The organism is Amycolatopsis vastitatis, assembly GCF_002234595.1.
Classification (GTDB): Bacteria; Actinomycetota; Actinomycetes; order Mycobacteriales; family Pseudonocardiaceae; genus Amycolatopsis; species Amycolatopsis vastitatis.
This window is the reverse complement of record NZ_NMUL01000001.1, coordinates 229,178-243,378: the sequence shown is the minus strand read 5'-3', so window position 1 is coordinate 243,378 and position 14,201 is coordinate 229,178. Positions and strand designations below refer to the sequence as shown.

The following is a 14,201-nucleotide window of genomic DNA, read 5'->3' as shown; positions in this document are numbered from 1 at the left end:
CATTGGTCCAGGGTCAGCGGACCAGGACGACCTTGCCGCGGTCGGGGCCGACCGCCACGACGTCGCCGTCGGTCAGCTGACGGCCGCGGCGGGTCTCGACCTCGCCGTTGACCGTGACCTCCTCGGCGTCGATCAGGTCCTTGGCGTGGGAGCCGTCCTCGGCGAGGCCGGCCAGCTTGAGGAACTGGCCGAGCCGGATCGGCTCGCCGGTGATGGGTACGTCGACGGGGTCGCTCATGCCCGCATCATGCCGTCTCAGGTCCGGGCGGTCGTCTGCCGGTAGAGCGCCATGACGTCCGTGTCGAAGTAGCTCGAGTACGACGTGTCGGGATCGTCGCCGCCGTACTCGAACCCGCCGATGACGCCGATCACCGTGCCGAGCCGGGTCTGCGGGTTCTGCCCGGTGACCCACGGCCCGCCGCTGGTGCCGGTCGGGAACCCCGCGCAGTTCACTTTCAGCTGGTAGGTGTCCTGCTGGCTGGTGGTGTTCTGGCAGACGGCGGCGACCTCGGAGTCGTCCGGGTAGCCGGTGAGCGTGATGGCCTGTTCGAACGGGGTGCCGGTGGCCAGCGTGTTCGCGCCGACGAGGCTCTCCAGCGTCTTGGTCGTGCCGACCTGGTGCGCGGTCGCGAAGCCGACGTCGAGGTCCGGGTCCGACGACGCGCTCCAGCCGGGCGCGACGAGCTCGTCGGACACCGCCCAGTAGCCGAACGGCGCGATGCCGTCGTGGTAGGCGGGCGCGAAGGTGACGTTGGTGAGGTAGCCGCCGCCCTCGCCTTCGTGGAGGCAGTGGGCCGCCGTCAGCAGCACGTTGCCCTGCTCGCTGTGCACGACGCTCGCCGTGCAGTAGTGCGCCCCCTCCTGGAACAGTGCGCCGACCGCGGGGCTCGACACCGCGGGCAGGGCGGGGGAGGGCACCGGTGCGGCCTCGATCGTGCCGACGTCCGGTGACGTCGCGCCGGCGAACGGCTGACCGCGGACGATCACCACGAGAGCCGCGCCGAGCAGGGCGACCGCAGCCAGGATGAACAGAACGGCGGGCCGCCGCACAGTGCATCGCCTCCTCGTCCGTTCGGTCCCTTACCGGTCGACCCCACCACTTTAGGGCGACGGACCGACACAATCAGCACACCCACAGCAAGCTCACAGGCGCTAATATCCGTAACTCGCGAGTAACACCTGACGGGCGGGAGGGCCGATGAAGCAGTTCACGGACAAGGTCGTGGTGGTCACCGGGGCGGGTTCGGGCATCGGGCGCGCGCTGGCGTGCGAGTTCGCCCGGCGCGGCGCCCGGGTCGCGCTTTCCGACGTCGACACCGCGAACGCGGAGGAGACGGCGAAGCTGGCCGGCGGCGACGCTCGCGCGTACACGCTGGACGTTTCCGACCGCAGTGCCGTGCTCGCGCACGCCGAAGACGTCGCCGACGAGTTCGGCGGCGTCAACGTCATCGTGAACAACGCCGGGGTGGCGCTCGGCGCGACCGTCGAGGAAATGACGTTCGAGGACTACGACTGGCTGATGGGCATCAACCTCGGTGGGGTCGTGAACGGGACGAAGGCGTTCCTGCCGCACCTGATCGCTTCCGGCGAAGGGCACGTCGTCAACATTTCCAGCGTGTTCGGCTTCGTCGGCGTGCCGACGCAGAGCGCGTACAACGCGGCGAAGTTCGCGGTGCGCGGGTTCACCGAAGCGCTGCGCGAAGAAATGCTGCTCGCCCGGCGCCCGGTCGCGGTGAGCTGCGTGCACCCCGGCGGCATCAAGACCAACATCGTGCGCAACTCGCGCAGCGCCGCCGACGACCAGGAGAAGGCCGCACAGGGCTTCGAGCGGATCGCCCGCACCACACCGGAAAAGGCGGCGCAGACGATCCTGCGCGGGATCGAGCGGAAGTCGGCGCGGATCCTCATCGGACCGGACGCCTACGTGATCGACGCCATCCCGCGCGTGCTCGGCTCGGCCTACCAGCGGCCGTTGGCGGCGCTGGCGCGGCTCGGGCTCAAGCAGTCGGCAAACTGAGTCCCTTTCCGCCGTGTCTTGTCACTCAATGGAGTTGCGTTTCTGACAGGACCGTCCGAAATGGTCCAGAATGCGGGGGGTCCGCGAGCGCCCGTACCGGAGGTCCCCGATGCTTCGCACCGCACAGCGCAGTGCGACCCGTCCGTCCAGCGACCGCACCGCGGGGGAGTTGCTGGATCGCACCGGCATCGTCGCGGCGAGCCTGCCCCGGCGCCGCCGCACCGACGACGAGGTCACGGCGGCCGAGCCGATCTTCACCCGGCCGCCGGTGTGCGATCAGGACCTGCGCCCGAAGTCGGTGGTGATCCGGCGCCGGGCCCGCGGCTGGCTCGGCGGCGGCGCCGCGGTGCTGCTCGTCGCGGCCGGCTGGCTGGGTGGCGGGCTGTTCACCGGCGGGCTCTTCACCCCGGCGACGTCCGACGACGTCGCCCAGGTGGACCCGCGTCCGGCCGTCGCCACGGCAGCCGTCCCGGAGCCGGCGCCCCCGCAGGCGCCGGTCGTCGTCACGCCGCCGCCGAAGATCGTGTACGTGCCGGTGCCCGCGAAGCCGGCGCCGAAACAGGTTCAGGCGCAAGCGAAACCGCAGCCGAAGAAGACGACGTCGCCGGAGGACGAAGCCCGCGTCGACCTGCCGGCGTCGTCGGCCACGCCGTCCACGACCAACCCCGTCCAGGTGTGGTTCGACGTCGCCGAGAGCATGGCGCGGCGCTACGGCGGTCGCTGAGTCAGGCGCCCGTCCAGCGGTATTCGTGCTCGGGGCGGCCGGTGGCGCCGTAGCGCAGCCGCATCTGGACCGTGCCCGACTCCGCGAGCGCGGTGAGGTACCGCTGCGCCGTCGCCCGCGCCATGCCCAGCTCCCCGGCCACCTCCGCGGCCGACAGCGGGCGGCCCGCCCTGCGCAGCTGCTCCGAAACCAGCCGGGACGTCGCCGTCGACTGGCCCTTCGGCGCGGACGTGCGGTCCTGGTCGTGCAGCACGCGGTACGCGCGGTCGACGTCGTCCTGGGCCAGGGCCCGGTCTTCGGCGAGCAGGGCGCGGAAACGCGCGTAGGACGTCAGCCGTTCCGCGAGCTGGCGCGTGGTGAACGGCTTGATCAGGTAGTTCAGCGCGCCGGCCCGGATCGCCGCGGCCACCGACGCGCTGTCGGTCGCCGCGGACAGCACGATCGTGTCGGTCTGCAGCTCCGGCAGCACGGCGAGACCGGACTCGTCGGGCAGGTAGACGTCGAGCAGGATCAGGTCCGGCGCGAGCTCCCGGACGCGGGCGCGCGCCTCGGCGGCGGTGTGCGCGGTGCCGACCACCGCGAAGCCCTCGACCTCCTCGACGAACCCGGCGTGCACGCCGGCGACCCGGAAGTCGTCGTCGACGATCAGCGTGCGGATCATCCGTCCTCCGTCAGCATTCCGGGCAGTTTGGCGACGAACAGCGCCCCCGTCTCGCCTTCGCCGGGGTCGGCCAGCCAGACGTCGCCGCCGCGGGCGCGGGCGGCCTGCCGGGCGAGCGCCAGACCCAGGCCGTGGCCGGGCGCGATCTTCGTCGAGACGCCTTCGTCGAACAACGTCCGCCGCAGGTCGGCGGGAACACCGGGACCACTGTCCACAACGGACACATGCAGCGACGTGCCGTCGGCGAACAGGCCGATCTCGACGGTCGCCGGCCGCCGCGGCCCCATCCGCGCGGCGTGCAGGGCGTTGTCGACGAGGTTGCCGATCACGGTGTTGGCGGCGATCGGATCGGTGACCGTGACGGGCACCCAGCTGTCTTCGGCGAGCTTCAAGGTGAGACCTTTTTCCTGCGCCTGCTCGGTTTTCGCGACGAGCAGCGCCTGCAGGTACGGGTCGGCGACCGCGTCGCCCAGCTTGCTCGGCCGCGCCGACGACGAGTCCGTCAGCGTCTGCAGGTACTCGACGGCCTCGGCGTGGTGGCCGAGCTGGAGCAGCCCGTAGAGCGTGTGCAGCCGGTTGGCGAACTCGTGCCGCTGGGCGCGCAGGCCGTCGGACAGCGCGCGGATGCCGTCGAGCTCGCGGGTGAGCGTGTCGAGGTCGGTGCGGTCGCGGAAGGTGAGCACGGTGCCGATCGGGCGGTCGTCGAGCCGCACCGCACGGGAATTGATCACCAGCACGCGGTTCCCGGCCACCGCGAGGAGGTTGTCGACCGGCCGTCCTTCGGCGACGGCCTTGTGCAGCCGCGGGCTGAGCTCGAGCTCGGACATCGACGCGCCGATCGGCAGTTCGGTGCCGAGCAGGCGCTCGGCTTCGTCGTTGCGCACCGAGACGCGGTTCGTCTCGTCGACGGCGAGCACGCCTTCGCCGATCCCGTGCAGCACGGCTTCGCGTTCGTAGAGCAGCTCGGTGAGTTCGTGCGGTTCCAGGCCGTGGGTGACGCGCCTCAGTCGCCGGTTCAGCAGCGCCGACGCGCCCGCGCCGAGCAGCAGCGCGCCACCGGCGAACAGCAGCGTGATCGTCAGCAGGCGGTTGAAGTCGCCGGTGGGGTCGGAGATTTCGAAGCCGACGCTCACTTCGCCGACCACCCGCCGGTGGTCAGGCGTCCAGATCGGCGTCTTGCTGCGGACGGACAGCCCGAGCGTGCCGCTCTGCACGGCGCTGACGTCGTCCTCACCGGCGAGCGCCCGGTCCGCCGGGGTGCTGACCTTCTTCCCGATTTCGCTCGGCGTCGGATGGGCCAGCCGGATGCCCTTGTCGTCGGTGATCACGACGAACAGCGCTTCGGTCCGTTCGCGCACGGCCAGCGCCCGTTCCTGGAGCGCGCCGTCCGGTACCTTCGCCGCCGCGTTCGCCACCACGACCGGGTCCGCCGCCACGGACTTCGCGATGGCCAGAGCCCGCTCCCCGTACTGGTTGGTGAGGGTCTGGGACAACAGCGCGCTGACCAGCGCGACGCCGATCCCGACGACGAGGAAGACCACGCCGATCTGCAGCAGCAGCACCTGCCTGCTGAACCGCATGCGCGGGAAGAGCGCCCACTTTGGCATGGCTCGGAACCATACCCCCTGGTCAGCGGGGTGCGCTAAATGAGCAAAACATTCAGAACGCGCACTTGCCACGCAGAACGTCGACAAGCTTCACGCGGGCGCCACACGTACTTAACGTCCCTTCCCAACGTGAGCCCCACCACGTGACGAAGGAGTCACCTCCACCATGGTTCCCCCACTGATCGAACTCACCGGAGCCACCAAAAGGTTCCCGAGCGGGTCCGGTTCCGTGCACACGGCCGTCCGCGATCTGACCATGACCGTCCAGCCCGGCGAGTTCGTCGCGGTCGTCGGCCCGACGGGCTGCGGCAAGTCGACGACGCTCTCGCTGGTCTCCGGGCTGCAGCCGCCGTCCGCCGGCCGGGTGCGGGTGAACGGCGAGGACGTGACGTCCATTCCGGACGGCGTCGGCTACATGTTCCAGACCGACGCCGTGATGCCGTGGCGCTCGGTGCTCGACAACGTCGCGTCCGGTCCGCGGTTCCGCGGCGTGCCGAAGGCCGAGGCCCGCGCGCAGGCCGTCGACTGGATCGGCCGCGTCGGGCTCGCCGGGTTCGAGAAGTACTACCCGCACCAGCTCTCCGGCGGGATGCGCAAGCGCGTCGCGCTGGCCCAGACGCTGGTCACCAAGCCGAAGATCATGCTGATGGACGAGCCGTTCTCGGCACTGGACGTCCAGACGCGGGCGCTGATGCAGGACGAGCTGCTGCGGCTGTGGTCCGGTTCGGGTGCCGCGGTCATCTTCGTGACGCACGACCTCGACGAGGCGATCGCGCTGTCGGACAAGGTCGTCGTGCTGACCTCGTCGCCGGCCACCGTGAAGGACGTCTTCGAGATTCCCCTGGAGCGGCCGCGGAAGGTGGAGGACCTGCGGCTCACCGAGGACTTCCGCAAGCTCTACGCCGACATCTGGGAATCGCTGCGCAGCGAGGTCGACAAGGCCCGCCAGAAGGGAGCGACCAATGTCGCTTGAGACCCCCGCGGCTCCGGCCTCGACGCTACCGGTGCTGGAAACCGAGCAGGACATCCTCACCAAGGCGAAGCGCGCGTCGTCCCGGCGCAAGCGCAACACCTGGCTGCTGCGGCTGGCACTGGTCGTCGTCTGGCTCGGCAGCTGGGAGCTGACCGCGACCTACTGGATCGACCCGTTCTTCTACTCGAAGCCGTCCCGGATCTGGCTGCGGCTGGTCGAGTGGGTCACCAGCGGCACCGACTTCGGCTCGCTCTGGTACCAGCTGTGGGTCACCGTCGAAGAGGCACTGGTCGGCTTCGCCATCGGTGCGGTGGCCGGCGTCATCTTCGGCGTGATCCTGGGCCGCAGCCAGTACCTGGCCGACGTGCTCGCGCCGTTCATCAAGGCCGCCAACGCGGTGCCGCGCATCGTGCTCGCGTCGCTGTTCGTCATCTGGTTCGGGCTGGGGCTGGCGTCCAAGGTCGCCACGGTCGTCGTGCTGGTGTTCTTCGTCGTGTTCTTCAACGCCTTCACCGGCGCCCGCGAAGTGGACCGCAACCTGATCGACAACGCCCGCATCCTCGGCGCGGGCCGGATGCAGGTGATCAAGGCGATCGTGCTGCCGAGCGCGACGTCGTGGATCCTGTCCTCGCTGCACACCGCGTTCGGCTTCGCGCTGATCGGCGCGGTCGTCGGCGAATACGCGGGGTCCAAGGCGGGCATCGGCTTCCTGATCTCGAACGCGCAGGGCACGTTCGACTCCGCGGGCATCTACGCCGCGATGATCATCATCACCGTCGTCGCCCTCGTCGCCGAGTGGGGCATCGGGAACCTCGAAAACCGGCTGCTGCGGTGGCGGCCGTCGATGTCCACCTCCAGCCAGACCGTCATCTGAAAGGACCGAATCGATGAGGATTCGCCGAATCGCCGGCGCGGTGACCGCGCTGACCGTGGTGGCGGCGCTGACCACCGCCTGCCAGGACTCCCGCGTCGCCGCGACGGGGGAGGGCGGCAAGCCCAAGGTCACGATCATGGTCGGTGGCCTGGAAAAGGTCATCTACCTGCCCGCCATGCTCACCCAGCAGCTGGGGAACTTCGCCGCCCAGGGCATCGACGTCGAGCTGCAGAGCGAGCAGTCGGGCGCCAACGCCGAGACCGCGCTCGTCGCCGGTCAGGTCCAGGGCGTGGTCGGGTTCTACGACCACACGATCGACCTGCAGGCCAAGGACCAGTGCATCAAGAGTGTGGTGCAGCTGGCCAATATCCCGGGTGAGGCCGAGGTCGTCGGCACCAAGAACGCCGATCAGATCAAGAGCTCGGCCGACTTCAAGGGCAAGAAGCTGGGCGTGACGTCGCTCGGGTCGTCCACCGACTTCCTCACGAAGGCGCTGGCGGCCAAGGCGGGGGTGGGCGCCGACCAGTACACGCCGGTGAAGGTCGGTGCCGGGCAGACGTTCATCGCGAGCCTGGACAACGGCGGCATCGACGGCGGCATGACCACCGACCCGACCATCGCGCAGCTGACCAACACGGGCAAGGCGAAGGTGCTGTACGACCTGCGGACGGTCGACGGCACGAAGGCCGCGCTGGGCGGGCTGTACCCGGCGTCGTCGCTGTACATGAGCTGCGACTTCGTCGACCGGAACAAGGACGCCGTGCAGAAGCTGGCCAACGCGTTCGTGGCCACGCTGAAGTGGATCAAGCAGCACAGCCCGGAGGAGATCGCGGCGAAGATGCCGCCGTCCTACAGCGGTGGTGACCAGGCGCTGTACGTCAAGTCCGTCAAGGACAGCATCGGGATGTTCAACGGCGACGGGAAGATGGACGCCGACGGCGCGAAGAACGTGCTCGAGGTGCTTTCGAGCTTCTCGAAGAACGTGAAGCCGAAGAAGGCCTCGATCGACCTGTCGAAGACCTACACGACGGAGTTCGTCGACGCGGCCGCGAAACAGGGCTGAAGCCCCGCTCACCTGACCGGGCGGTAGGTGAGCGACATGACCCGTGAAGGCCTCTTCCCCCGCGGAGGCCTTCACGGGTCTTTTCGTTCAACACGACGTAAATCCGGCAAATGGTGAGTCTTTCCCGGAATGTGAAGACCCTTCGAAAGTAGCTACCTTCTGGCCTGCGCGAATCCAACACTTGGACACACGGCTTTCCCGGTCCCCCTCGGTGAACGGAGTCCCCGAATGTCCAAATTCCTCTCGTCGCGCACTGTCCGCGTGCTCACGGCGGCCGCAGCAGCCGCCGCCGGACTCGCCGTGTCGGGCACCGCCCACGCCGCGGTCGAGTACGGCGCTCACTTCCACGGGCACCAGTTCGCGGGCGGCAACTGGGGTGGTTACGTCAGCTTCGGCAGCTTCACGACGGCCACCGCGAGCTGGACCGAACCCTCGGTGACCTGCAACTCCACCAACGACCTGTTCGCGCCGTGGGTCGGCATCGACGGCGACGGATCGTCCACTGTGGAACAGACCGGCGTGGAGACCGACTGCTCCAGCGGGCACCCGGTCTACTCGGCCTGGTACGAGATGTACCCGGCCGCGCCGGTGTACTACAACGTCTCGGTCGGCGCCGGCGACCACATCACCGCGACGGTGACGCGCACCGCCACCAACACCTACCGGCTGGACCTGTCCGACACGACCAAGGGCTGGTCGAAGTCGACCACGAAGTCGCTGACGTCGAGGCACGCGTCGGCCGAGGCGATCATCGAGTCGCCGACCGACTCGTACCCGAGCATTTCGGGCGGGGTGAAGTTCACCGGCGTCAAGTTCAACGGGACGAACCTGGCGTCGACGAGCCCGTCCGGCCTCGACGCCGACGACCGCGGTACGTACACGTGGATCCCGGGCGCCATCGGCTCGGACGGCCAGAGCTTCACGATCTCGCGGCACTGAGCTACTTCAGGTTGTTGATCGCCCAGGCGACCACCATCACCGCCAGCACCAGCGAGACGACGGCCTGCAGCATCATCGTCATCTTGGCCCAGATCCGCAGGGGCATGACGTCGGTGGGGCTGAAGGCCGCCGCGTTGGTGAAGGAGAAGTACAGGTAGTCCAAATAGGACGGTTCCCAGTCCTGGTGCGCCAGGTCCGGGTCGGCCATCTGCGGGAACTGCAGGTCGGGGAACTGCGCCCGGCCTGCAGCCCGCTTGCCGGGGCCGCCGCGGTCGAACTCCCAGTACCAGAGGGAGAAGGCGACGACGTTCGTCCAGTAGACGATCCCGCCGGTGACCAGGACGGCACCGGCGCGGTCGCCGATGGTGCCGGCGGCGATGTCGTAGACGAGCGACACGGCGGAGAACGCGTTCACCGCGGTCACGGCCCCGACGAGCAGCAGCGAGATGGTGCGTTCGACCGCGCTGAAGTGCGTCATCCGGCCCGGGTTGGCGAGCAACAGCGCGACGACGAGCAGCCCCGAGACGGCGGGCAGCAGCCACCGGGGGTGCAGCGCCATGTCCTCGGGCAGGGCGACCTGCAGCACCAGGGTGGCGACCACGACACCCATCGCGGGCCAGCGCGTCTCGCCGGTGGTCCGCCGTCGCCAGGCGGGAAGAGCCTCTTCAGTCACCGGCTCACGCTAGGTCCCCGCCGCCCACCCCGCCACCGCGCACCCGGCCCTAACGCCCCAATGTGGCGTTCGGTGCGTCCAACGCACCCAATGTGGCGTTCGGTGCGTTGGACGCAACCAACGCCACATTGGGGCGTTAGGAAGCCGGGGCGGTGGTGACCGTGCCGGGCAGCTTGCGGGCGACGTCCGTGCGTGAGCGGGCTCCCAGCTTGCGAAGCACCTTCGCGACGTGCTGCTCCACGGTCCGCGGCGAGAGGAACAGCCCGTCCGCGATCTCCCGGTTCGTCCGTCCCTCCGCGAGCATCCGCGCCACCTCGCGTTCCCGCGGGGACAGCTCACTCCCGTACCCGCGCCGTCCGCGTTGCGAAGGCGCCCACGCGCCGTGCTCGCGCAGCTGGTGACGGCACCGGCCGGCATCCCGGGTGGCGCCGAGCCGTTCGTACGCCTCGGCCGCCGCCGTCAGCTCTTCGACGGCTTCGCGGTTGCCCGCGGCGAGCCGGCATATCGCGGCCCGCTCCCGCATGGCTGTCGCGGGGTAGGGCATCGGCAGGGTCGCGTACCCCGACGCGGCTTCGTCGAACAGCGCCGCCGCGGCGAGGTGCTTCGCGCGGGCCTCCAGCAGTACCGCGCGTCCGGCCACCAGCGCGGCCGCGGCCACCGGCGCGTCACGGCCCTCGATCCCGCGCGCGAACGCCTCGACCACGCTGTCGGCCTCCGGCCAGCGCCCGGCGCGCGCGTACGCCTGGGCCGCCGCCGGGACGAGCGCCGCCGCCCAGATCCAGACGCCCTTGCGGCGGGCCGCGGCCACGGCGGTGTCGGCCGCGGCGCACGCGGCGTCGACGTCGTCGGTCGCCAGCAGCACCGAGATCAGGACCCCGGCGGCCGACAGCACCACCGGGATGGGACCGCGGTCCGGCGCGTGCACGCTCGCCGCGGTCAGGTGCCGTTGCGCGGCCGCGAACTCCCCGCGCACGGCCGCGAGCCCGCCGAGCACCAGCGAAGACTCCATGACGATCGGGCCGAGCTCCGGGTAGCTGTCCCGCAGCTGCTCGGCGGCTTCGGCGAGCCCGGTCCAGCGCCCACGCACCCAGTCCAGCCGGACGCGGGTGCCCTGGATCAGGCCGATCGCGTACAACGCGCCCGCGTCGGTCGCTCGCCGGACGCCCTCGGTCACCAGCTGCTCCGCCCGGTCGAGGTGCCCAGCCCAGGACTGACCGTCGGCGAGGTTGCACCACAGCCGGGCCAGCTGGACGCGTTCGGCGACCGTGCCGACGGTGTCCGACAGCGCTTCGAACTCCGTCCACGCCGAGCCGTCGCCGACGTGCGACGCGGCCGCTATGCGGTCGGCGGTCAGGGCGAGCCGCAGCTCGGGGTCGTCGAGCCGCTCGTACACGTCGCCCGCGCGGGCGCGCCAGGATTCGTGCCACGACAACGGCGTCAGCCCGTCGATCGGCTGGGCGAGCAGCGTGATCCCGCGGGCGGCGAGGTCGGGCCGGTCGGTCAGCTCGCCGACCGCGCGCTCGACCTCGAGGCGGCCGCGGCCGAGCCCGCCGATGGTCCGGACCAGCAGCATGCCGAGGCTCAGCCGGATCGAGCCGCGGACCGACGGTGGCAGCGTCACCTCTTCGAGGACGCGCTCCAGCGTCCCGATCACGTCGGGGCGGAACCCCCGCAGCGCGACCTGGCTCAGCTTGCCCGCCACGCGCCCGATGTCCGGTTGGGACGGACCGGGTTCGGCGAGCACCGACTGCAGGAGGTCGATCGCGCGGGACGTCTCGCCGCTCCTGATCGCCTCGTCGGCGGCCGCTTCGGCGTAGTGCCGCCACTGGTCGACGCGGCCCGCAGCGCGGGAGTGCCGGGCCAGCAGGGTGAGCGGCGGCGACGGCTGCGCGGCGAGCACGCGGATCGCCTGCGCGTGCAGCAACGCGCGTTCCGGTCCGCTCACCGTGTCGTAGACCGCCTTGCGCGCCAGCGGGTGCCGGAAGCCGTACTTGCCGTCGCCGGCTTCCCCGAGCACGCGCGCGGACAACGTCGCGAGCAGCGCGGTGCGGAGGGCGTCACCGGTCAGCCCGGCCAGTTCGCCGAGGACGTCGGCGTCGGCGCCGACACCGAGGACCGCGGCCGCTCCCGCCAGCCGCACAGCAGGCTCCGGCAGCGCGGAAAGCCGTTCGGTGACGGCTTCCCGCAGCAGCGCGGGGACTTCGAGGTTCTCCAGCAGCCGGTCGGAGAGGACTTCGCCGACCGGGAGCCGCTCGGCCGCCTCCTTCAGCGCCCGCAGGGTTTCTTCGGCCACGAACGGGATCCCGGCCGTGCACTCGTGCAGCTTCGCCGCGAATTCGTCGGTGACGCGCGGGAGTTCGAGGATTTCGACCGCGAGTTCGCGCACCGCGGAGACGTCGAGCGCGCCCAGCGCGACGCGCGCCGAGTGGACGGCCGGGGCGGCCCTGAACGGCGTGACACACCCGGCGTCGGCCGCGGATCGGTAGGCGGCGACCACGGCCAGTTCCGGCGGCATCGCCCCGGCGAGGAACCGCAGGAGGTCGCGGGTGTCCTCGTCGGCCCACTGGAGGTCGTCGATCAGCACGAGCGTCGGCCCGCAGGCCTGGAGCAGTTCCCGCACCGCGCGGAACACGCGGTGGCGTTCGGCGACCGGGTCGGCGAGGGGTTCCGGCCGCGGAGGAAGCGCTTCCGCGAGCTCCGGCAGCAACGGGAGCAGCACGCCGGCGACCGGGCTGAGCGGACCGAGCGGTGTGTCGCCGACCGAGCGAAGCGCTTCCAGGATGGGCCCGTACGGGAAGGGTTCCCGCAGTGGCTGGCAGGCTCCGGTGAGCACGCGGCCGCCGTCGAACTCCTTGCGCCGCCCGATCTCCGCGAGCAGCCGGGTCCGGCCCATGCCCGGTTCGCCTTCGATGAGCACCACGGCGGGCCGCCGCCGCAGCACGTCGGCGATGGCGTCGAGCTCGGCGTCGCGGCCGGTGAGCTTCGCCGGTCCGGAGCGGATGGAAACCGAGGTCGGGCGGGGGGCGGTCAGCCACATATGACCCTCCTCGACGCACCGGAGACTGTGCGCCGGAGCCTAAGCAGCGTTGATCCGTCCGTAAACCTTTCACCGAATACGTGGCCGATGCCGTGCCCACACGTCCGCCTACCGGCCGTCACCGGTTTGCTGTGGGAACCGGCGGGAACGGGTCACCGTACGTGCGAAACCTCGGTGGATCGCACGTTCGAACGTCGCTTAACGCGTTCGTGTGCGCTGCGTGACTACTGAAAGTAATTCACAGAAACCCTACTTACGGACCTGTCCGACCGGGTGACGGCGGCGCCTGAGTCCGGCTGGAGCAGGGGTTTCGTCCTCGGTGAATGCGTATACCCATTCGCCGTGCGCCCGGATTGCACCGTAACGCCCACTGCGGGGACGCTCACTCGGGGGAGTACCACTGCGTGGCCGGTGTGGAGCCGCGCGTAACCATCTAGGGAGAAGCATGAAGATCGCGAGACTTCTCGGTGCCGCTGCCACCGCGGTCATGGCGACGGGCGCGCTCGCCGCGACCGCCGTCCCCGCGTCGGGCCAGGACCTGCTGAACCCGGACATGGTGCCCGCGATGCAGCGGGACCTGGGCCTGACCCACGACCAGGCGCTCTCGCGGCTGCAGAGCGAGGACGTCGCGAACAAGGTCACCGAAGGCCTCAGCGCGGCGCTCGGCGACGCGTTCGGCGGCGCGACGTACAACGCCGCCACGGGCAAGGCACACGTCGAGACGACGAACGCCGCGCTCGTCGGCAAGATCCGTGAAGCCGGCGCGGAAGCGCAGGTCGTTAAGTTCAGCGCCCGCCAGCTCGACTCCACCGTGAGTGTCCTGAACGCGGGCGAGAAGGCCGCGCCGGCCGCGATCACCGGCTGGGGCGTGGACTCCGCCACCAACCGCGTCACGCTTTCCGTGCTGCAGGGCCAGCGCGGCGCGGCGGACGCGTTCCTCGCCAAGTCCGGTGTGGACAAGTCGGCGGTGACGGTCGTCGAGACGTCCGCTCAGCCGTCCGTGTACGCCAACATCCGCGGCGGCGACCCGTACTACATCGGCGGCTCCGCCCGCTGTTCCGTCGGGTTCTCCACGACCACGGGCTTCCTCAGTGCCGGCCACTGCGCCGCGCTCACCGGCGCCGGCGCGCTGACCGGGTCGAACGGCGCTTCGCTCGGTTCGTGGGGCCGGTACAGCTTCCCGACCAACGACTACTCGGCGGTCCGGACCAACAGCAACTGGACCCCGCTCGCGCAGATGAACAACGGCACCGCCGTGCGCGGCTCGTCCAACGCCGCGACCGGCACGTCGGTCTGCAAGGCCGGTTCGACCACCGGCTGGACCTGCGGCACCATCGGCGCGAAGAACCAGACCGTCCGCTACTCCGAGGGCACGGTCTACGGCATGACCGCGACCAACGTCCGCTCGGCGGCCGGTGACTCGGGCGGCGGCTTCATCGCCGGCAACTCGGCGCAGGGCCTGCTGTCCGGCGGCAACACGTCCGTGACGTACTTCTTCCCGATCGGCGCCGCGCTTTCGGGCACCGGTACCACGCTGAAGACCAGCTGAACTCCGGCTGAAACACGCTGAAACGGCGGAAGGGCGGGTTTCGGGCGCCTCCAGCGCGTCCGAAACCCGCCCTTCGTTCCTCGC

The 14,201-nt window shown here is 70.5% G+C and carries 13 protein-coding genes; 7 read left to right on the top strand and 6 right to left on the bottom strand.

What is annotated here, in order from left to right:
• Positions 1 to 13: 13 nt before the first annotated feature.
• Both CF165_RS01330 and CF165_RS01325 read right to left on the bottom strand, forming a co-directional pair.
• Complete coding sequence (locus tag CF165_RS01330) at positions 14 to 238, bottom strand: RNA-binding S4 domain-containing protein (protein WP_093945534.1); 225 nt, start codon at positions 236 to 238, stop codon at positions 14 to 16.
• 17 nt (positions 239 to 255) lie between these two features.
• Entirely contained in the window at positions 256 to 1,050 is a 795-nt protein-coding gene (locus tag CF165_RS01325; protein ID WP_093945533.1) for a trypsin-like serine peptidase, read from the bottom strand.
• Positions 1,051 to 1,198: 148 nt separating this feature from the next.
• Here CF165_RS01325 and CF165_RS01320 point away from each other — a divergent pair, with 148 nt between their 5' ends.
• Complete coding sequence (locus CF165_RS01320) at positions 1,199 to 2,017, top strand: SDR family NAD(P)-dependent oxidoreductase (protein ID WP_093945532.1); 819 nt, start codon at positions 1,199 to 1,201, stop codon at positions 2,015 to 2,017.
• A gap of 109 nt (positions 2,018 to 2,126) precedes the next feature.
• On the top strand, positions 2,127 to 2,741 hold the full coding sequence (locus CF165_RS01315; protein WP_093945531.1) for a hypothetical protein: 615 nt from the start codon (positions 2,127 to 2,129) through the stop codon (positions 2,739 to 2,741).
• A 1-nt stretch (position 2,742) separates the two neighbouring features.
• Here the strand turns inward: CF165_RS01315 and CF165_RS01310 are convergent, their stop codons facing one another.
• Positions 2,743 to 3,402 carry a response regulator gene (locus CF165_RS01310; RefSeq protein ID WP_093945530.1) on the bottom strand — a complete coding sequence of 220 codons (660 nt, stop codon included), beginning with the start codon at positions 3,400 to 3,402 and terminating at the stop codon, positions 2,743 to 2,745.
• The gene (locus CF165_RS01305) at positions 3,399 to 4,982 is read right to left on the bottom strand and encodes a sensor histidine kinase (protein WP_093945529.1); all 1,584 of its coding nucleotides are present in this window, start codon (positions 4,980 to 4,982) and stop codon (positions 3,399 to 3,401) included. Before CF165_RS01305 ends, CF165_RS01310 begins: the two co-directional genes overlap by 4 nt.
• Before the next feature lie 193 nt (positions 4,983 to 5,175).
• On the opposite strand from CF165_RS01305, the gene CF165_RS01300 reads away from it, so the two are divergent.
• From CF165_RS01300 to CF165_RS01285, 4 genes are all read left to right on the top strand, one after another.
• Complete coding sequence (locus CF165_RS01300) at positions 5,176 to 5,982, top strand: ABC transporter ATP-binding protein (protein WP_020642830.1); 807 nt, start codon at positions 5,176 to 5,178, stop codon at positions 5,980 to 5,982.
• A complete protein-coding gene (locus tag CF165_RS01295) occupies positions 5,972 to 6,856 on the top strand; it encodes an ABC transporter permease (protein WP_093945528.1) in 885 nt (294 codons plus the stop codon). The genes CF165_RS01300 and CF165_RS01295 overlap by 11 nt, the downstream gene beginning before the upstream one ends.
• Before the next feature lie 13 nt (positions 6,857 to 6,869).
• The gene (locus CF165_RS01290) at positions 6,870 to 7,919 is read left to right on the top strand and encodes an ABC transporter substrate-binding protein (RefSeq protein WP_093945527.1); all 1,050 of its coding nucleotides are present in this window, start codon (positions 6,870 to 6,872) and stop codon (positions 7,917 to 7,919) included.
• A 228-nt stretch (positions 7,920 to 8,147) separates the two neighbouring features.
• On the top strand, positions 8,148 to 8,858 hold the full coding sequence (locus tag CF165_RS01285; protein ID WP_093945526.1) for a G1 family glutamic endopeptidase: 711 nt from the start codon (positions 8,148 to 8,150) through the stop codon (positions 8,856 to 8,858).
• 1 nt (position 8,859) lies between these two features.
• On the opposite strand, the gene CF165_RS01280 is transcribed toward CF165_RS01285, so the two are convergent.
• Together CF165_RS01280 and CF165_RS01275 are read right to left on the bottom strand one after the other, a co-directional pair.
• Entirely contained in the window at positions 8,860 to 9,468 is a 609-nt protein-coding gene (locus CF165_RS01280; RefSeq protein WP_093945525.1) for a DUF1345 domain-containing protein, read from the bottom strand.
• 199 nt (positions 9,469 to 9,667) lie between these two features.
• Complete coding sequence (locus tag CF165_RS01275) at positions 9,668 to 12,568, bottom strand: ATP-binding protein (protein WP_093945524.1); 2,901 nt, start codon at positions 12,566 to 12,568, stop codon at positions 9,668 to 9,670.
• Positions 12,569 to 13,013: 445 nt separating this feature from the next.
• On the opposite strand from CF165_RS01275, the gene CF165_RS01270 reads away from it, so the two are divergent.
• Entirely contained in the window at positions 13,014 to 14,117 is a 1,104-nt protein-coding gene (locus tag CF165_RS01270; protein ID WP_093945523.1) for a S1 family peptidase, read from the top strand.
• Positions 14,118 to 14,201 lie beyond the last annotated feature (84 nt).

Excerpts from the sequence above, each read along its gene's own strand:
- CF165_RS01330 (WP_093945534.1), bottom strand. The coding sequence starts at position 238 with ATGAGCGACCCCGTCGACGTACCCATCACCGGCGAGCCGATCCGGCTC.
- CF165_RS01320 (WP_093945532.1), top strand. The coding sequence starts at position 1,199 with ATGAAGCAGTTCACGGACAAGGTCGTGGTGGTCACCGGGGCGGGTTCG.
- CF165_RS01315 (WP_093945531.1), top strand. The coding sequence starts at position 2,127 with ATGCTTCGCACCGCACAGCGCAGTGCGACCCGTCCGTCCAGCGACCGC.
- CF165_RS01310 (WP_093945530.1), bottom strand. The coding sequence starts at position 3,402 with ATGATCCGCACGCTGATCGTCGACGACGACTTCCGGGTCGCCGGCGTG.
- CF165_RS01305 (WP_093945529.1), bottom strand. The coding sequence starts at position 4,982 with ATGCGGTTCAGCAGGCAGGTGCTGCTGCTGCAGATCGGCGTGGTCTTC.
- CF165_RS01300 (WP_020642830.1), top strand. The coding sequence starts at position 5,176 with ATGGTTCCCCCACTGATCGAACTCACCGGAGCCACCAAAAGGTTCCCG.
- CF165_RS01295 (WP_093945528.1), top strand. The coding sequence starts at position 5,972 with ATGTCGCTTGAGACCCCCGCGGCTCCGGCCTCGACGCTACCGGTGCTG.
- CF165_RS01290 (WP_093945527.1), top strand. The coding sequence starts at position 6,870 with ATGAGGATTCGCCGAATCGCCGGCGCGGTGACCGCGCTGACCGTGGTG.
- CF165_RS01285 (WP_093945526.1), top strand. The coding sequence starts at position 8,148 with ATGTCCAAATTCCTCTCGTCGCGCACTGTCCGCGTGCTCACGGCGGCC.
- CF165_RS01280 (WP_093945525.1), bottom strand. The coding sequence starts at position 9,468 with ATGGGTGTCGTGGTCGCCACCCTGGTGCTGCAGGTCGCCCTGCCCGAG.
- CF165_RS01275 (WP_093945524.1), bottom strand. The coding sequence starts at position 12,568 with ATGTGGCTGACCGCCCCCCGCCCGACCTCGGTTTCCATCCGCTCCGGA.
- CF165_RS01270 (WP_093945523.1), top strand. The coding sequence starts at position 13,014 with ATGAAGATCGCGAGACTTCTCGGTGCCGCTGCCACCGCGGTCATGGCG.